The sequence below is a fragment of the Okeania sp. genome (assembly GCF_983059655.1).
Map to the genome: position 1 here is coordinate 1 of NZ_CEZPJD010000816.1, position 3,518 is coordinate 3,518.

A 3,518-nucleotide genomic window follows, 5' to 3' on the forward strand; every position below is an offset into this window, starting at 1 on the left:
CTGATAGCTGATGGCTAATAGCTGTTTGCGCAGCATTCCGGAGGAAATGCTTACGATGCGCGGGGGCTTGGATGTAGCAAATGGGACTTCTCAGACAACCTCTAAAGTTTATTATCAGCATAAGTCCTAACCAACCCATTCTTTGCTATAGGAATTATTCAAAATAAGTATTATTTCTTTAATTAATTACTCCGCCTTGTTGATTAATTTAGGCGGAGTTTTATCACAGAAGGAAGAAAAAATAAGGAAGAAGGAAGAAGAAATGCCTGGCACGGGAGCAAGATGCTCCCACTTTTCTAGTAACAAAATCTGATTCCTTTTTCAAGGGTAATTAAGTTAATAGCTGATAGCTGATAGCTGACGGCTGTTTGCGCAGCAGTTCGTAGGAAATACTTACGAAAATTCAACCAAATGTGGAACTATTCCAGCCCCACATCGAGCCTTTAGCATCAGAAAATTCAATATAAATTCGATTTTTTGGTACGCCTAAAACCTGATTAATTTGTTGACAAAAATCTTGACTTATACTTTTTGTTTGCTGAGGGTTCATATTACCAATACTCTTTATTTCCATATAGCAGATAGGTTCATCACTACTACCAGCAAAAGTCATGGGAATATCTGATTCAAAAGTAGTCATTACATAAGATTCTGGTTTACCAAAATGCTTCGCCATACCAGAGGAAAGGTTTTTTAAGAGGCTGTCAATTTTATCTTTTTCAGGTTTAGAAACAGAAGTTTGAACTTTAATTAATGGCATAATTCGATTAATAATTAACTATAAGTATGAAATATGATTGCCTTCCTTTAGAATACCAAATAACTTTACATTCGATATAATCAAAGGCATCAGAAGTAATTAGGCAACCAATTTCTATTGCTGTTCTTTACTAAGGCAATTGGGAATTATTATAGACTGTTTAGGATGAAACCTGCCTAGAGATTGATCTGTTAGAATACCAAAAACTTCACTAACATCTCTTTTTCCACCCTCTAGTTCTTCACCTGTTACGGGTGCTACTATAAAAGCTATTCTTTTCGGATAATCAGACTCATTAAGCATTGGTATTATTTTTTTAATATTCTTATTTCAATTATGGTTCAATCCAACCTTGAAAAGCTGCCACTAAAAGATTAGCAACTGGATTATTCAGAGCTTCTTTAAATCCTTCAGTTCCTACTGATTTTAATAGCCCTATTACTCGCTGTTTTAATGTGGGTTGATTTTCAACAATTTCAATTGCTTGAGCAACAACTGCCATTTTGCCTGCCGTAGTTTCTGTAGGATTAGATTGTTCTAATTGTTTGAGAAGTTGTTGAATTTCTGCTGCTGTTTCAGCTAAAGTTTTTTGTTTATCTTCGTTAATTGTGCGAGCAATATTTGAGTCTTGAATTTTTCCTTTGCTACCAGCTAAACCATAAATTTCTCCTTTGTTGCCCACCGCACCATGAATTTTTCCCTCCTTACCAACTGGACCATAATTTTCTCTAATATAAATTTTATCTCCCATCTTTTCTGACATATTTGTATTTCCTTGATTATTATAATTTTCTATATTAGTAGCAGGGCGATTAATAATTCTATCTAACCAATTTTCTAATTGTTTTATATATCTTTCTTTCTCGAACACAAGCAATCTAAGTTGTTTTGATGAAAGTGCTTTTAGTCTCTTATAATCGGAATCGAAATATAGATATTCTTTATGTAAATCTTTCTGAATATATCTATTAGATTCTTTCTTCGTTTTATTTGTTATATTTTTAGTTATGCAGATATTTTGATCGGATTTATTAATGTGATAGAGTGCATTTTGAGTAAATGAAGAATAATCTTCTTGTGATAATTTATTGTTTATATATGTAACTATTTCTGGAATAGTAATTAATCCCTTGTCAGTGAGTTTGTTATTTAATCCACTCTGAATTCCTTGGCAGAACAAGTGTGTAAAAACACCCTGTAAATCATCCTTCAATTCATAACTTTCTTGTGTTTTTTTTGAAGAAGCTATCAGAGCTATTCCTTCCGGAATATGATCATCTTTAATAAATCTTGAATCTCCATTACTTTTAGTTCCGTTATCCATAGCTCCACCGCTATAACAAGAATCTAAAATTATAATTGCGCGATTGACTTTATAAATCTTTAAATCCGTTAACAAATTTTCAAAAGCATACTTTTGTTCATCAAACTTAAAGCAATACTTATTTTGAATCATTTCTCCATGACCAGAGAAATAAAAAATCAATTGAGCAGATGAATTCCAATACTCTAACATTGCGTCAATACTTGATACAAACTCTTCTTTATTGCACTCGGGAATTATTTTAGACTGTGTAGGATGACAACCGCCTAAACTTGGATCTGTTAGAATACTAAAAACTTCACTAACATCTCTTTTTACACCCAGTAATTCATTACCTGTTGCGCCTCCTACTACAAAAGCTATTCTTTTCGGATAATCAGACTCATGAACCATTAGTATTATTTTTCTAATATTCTAATTTCAATATTTTCAGTAACATCTGGTGGACATGAACCAATTATAGAAGTAACTCTCTCTGCTTCTTCTCGACTTGTATTGTCGAGAGTGCATAATAGTACATTTGTATCTGAATAAATATGAAAAATATATTTTGGGTTTTCAGACTTCCAATATTGAGCTGCACCAATAATTGTTTGAAGAGTAGTTAAAGCTATAAATATAGCAGTTGTCCGCCTACTTTTTACTCCCTGCTGAAACTCTTCTTTCTCTTGTATGACAGAAACACCACATTCTTCTTCAATTAAATAAATTTGCAAGTTCAATCAATTCATTGGAGGTCTCCAAGGTTACCTCGTCCTCAAACAGAAGAGCCACCAGAAGTTGATGAACTAATCCAACTAAGTTTCTGGCCTTATGCTCCCCAGCAGTAGTTTTAAGATAAGTAAACACAAAAAAGCTAATTGCTACATATGACAATTAACCACCATAATTCCAGCCTGTACTTTCTAACAATAAAGGGTCTCCCTCACGGTGTATACCTGCAGCAATTACTTCCCCTACATATACAGTATGGTCGCCTTCTTCCACAGCACCAACAACTTTACATTCCACATAACCAAGAGTATCTGAAATAATTGGACAGCCAGTTTCTCCTAGATAAAATTCTATATCCTCAAATTTATTTCCTACGCGACGTTGAGGCTTGAAAAATTGTTGAGCTAAATCTTTTTGTCCTGCTGCTAAAAAGCTCAGAGAAAATACTCCACTAGCCTTAATCATGGCATGGGATTTTGAATCTTTGTTTACACAATTAACAATTAGGGGAGGCTTAAAAGATGCTTGCATTACCCAACTGGCCGTAAAACCATTAACTTCCTCACCATCTTTAACACCACAGATGTATAATCCGTGAGGAATCTTACGCAATATTGTTTTCTTCGCCTGTTCGTCTAACAAAGTTTTACCTAATATTATTAATGAAGTTTACATTCTATACTTTAACAAAACTTAACGCATTGTATAGCAGGGAACAGG

At 33.7% G+C, this 3,518-nt stretch carries 5 protein-coding genes; all 5 read right to left on the reverse strand.

The genetic code is table 11. The features are described from left to right. Nucleotides 1-403: 403 nt before the first annotated feature. Nucleotides 404-760, reverse strand: a complete 357-nt coding sequence (locus AC3DU7_RS28785; RefSeq protein ID WP_488042682.1) for a phenylpyruvate tautomerase MIF-related protein — start codon at nucleotides 758-760, stop codon at nucleotides 404-406. Between the two features lie 114 nt (nucleotides 761-874). Next, the gene (locus AC3DU7_RS28790) at nucleotides 875-1,063 is read right to left on the reverse strand and encodes a hypothetical protein (protein ID WP_488042683.1); all 189 of its coding nucleotides are present in this window, start codon (nucleotides 1,061-1,063) and stop codon (nucleotides 875-877) included. A gap of 31 nt (nucleotides 1,064-1,094) precedes the next feature. Beyond that, complete coding sequence (locus AC3DU7_RS28795; RefSeq protein WP_488042684.1) at nucleotides 1,095-2,477, reverse strand: caspase family protein; 1,383 nt, start codon at nucleotides 2,475-2,477, stop codon at nucleotides 1,095-1,097. Nucleotides 2,478-2,482: 5 nt separating this feature from the next. Continuing rightward, entirely contained in the window at nucleotides 2,483-2,800 is a 318-nt protein-coding gene (locus AC3DU7_RS28800) for a hypothetical protein (RefSeq protein ID WP_488042685.1), read from the reverse strand. A 160-nt stretch (nucleotides 2,801-2,960) separates the two neighbouring features. Beyond that, nucleotides 2,961-3,440: a flavin reductase family protein gene (locus AC3DU7_RS28805; RefSeq protein ID WP_488042686.1), complete on the reverse strand. Its 480-nt coding sequence runs from the start codon at nucleotides 3,438-3,440 to the stop codon at nucleotides 2,961-2,963. Between the last annotated feature and the right edge of the window lie 78 nt (nucleotides 3,441-3,518).